The organism is Salinimicrobium oceani (assembly GCF_012037645.1).
The window spans coordinates 1-473 of the sequence record NZ_JAAVJR010000545.1 but is presented as its reverse complement, the minus strand read 5'-3'; the positions used below and the strand labels follow the sequence as shown (position 1 = coordinate 473).

Annotated in this window: 1 protein-coding gene; it reads left to right on the top strand. The window is 46.5% G+C overall.

Annotated elements, in window-relative coordinates; genetic code table 11:
- Window positions 1-12 precede the first annotated feature (12 nt).
- Window positions 13-473, top strand: a 461-nt coding sequence (locus HC175_RS18165; RefSeq protein WP_235942675.1) for an aconitase family protein, incomplete at its 3' end; no start/stop codon positions are given.

Here is a 473-nt window from a genome sequence, read left to right as displayed (position 1 = left end):
AAACTGCAAGAAATGTCACAACTCAACGTAACTCAAAAGTTAATCAAGGAACACTTATTAAAAGGGGAGATGGTCCCCGGAAAAGAAATTGGGATCAAGATCGACCAGGCCCTGCTACAGGATGCAACCGGAACCCTGGTGCAGCTTGAGCTCGAAGCTATGGGATTAGATAGAGCCAAGACAGAAGTTGCGGTACAATACGTTGATCATAACCTGTTACAGACCGATTTTAAGAACGCTGATGATCATGCTTTTTTGCTTTCGGCTTCACAGAGATTCGGAATATGGTATAGCCGTCCCGGAAATGGGGTGAGCCATCCCGTGCATATGGAACGCTTCGGGAAACCCGGAAAAACTATGGTAGGATCTGACAGTCACACGCCTGCAGCAGGATCCCTTGGAATGTTAGCAATTGGAACAGGAGGTTTGGATGTTGCAGCAGCCATTGCGGGACAACCTTATTTCGTAAAAAT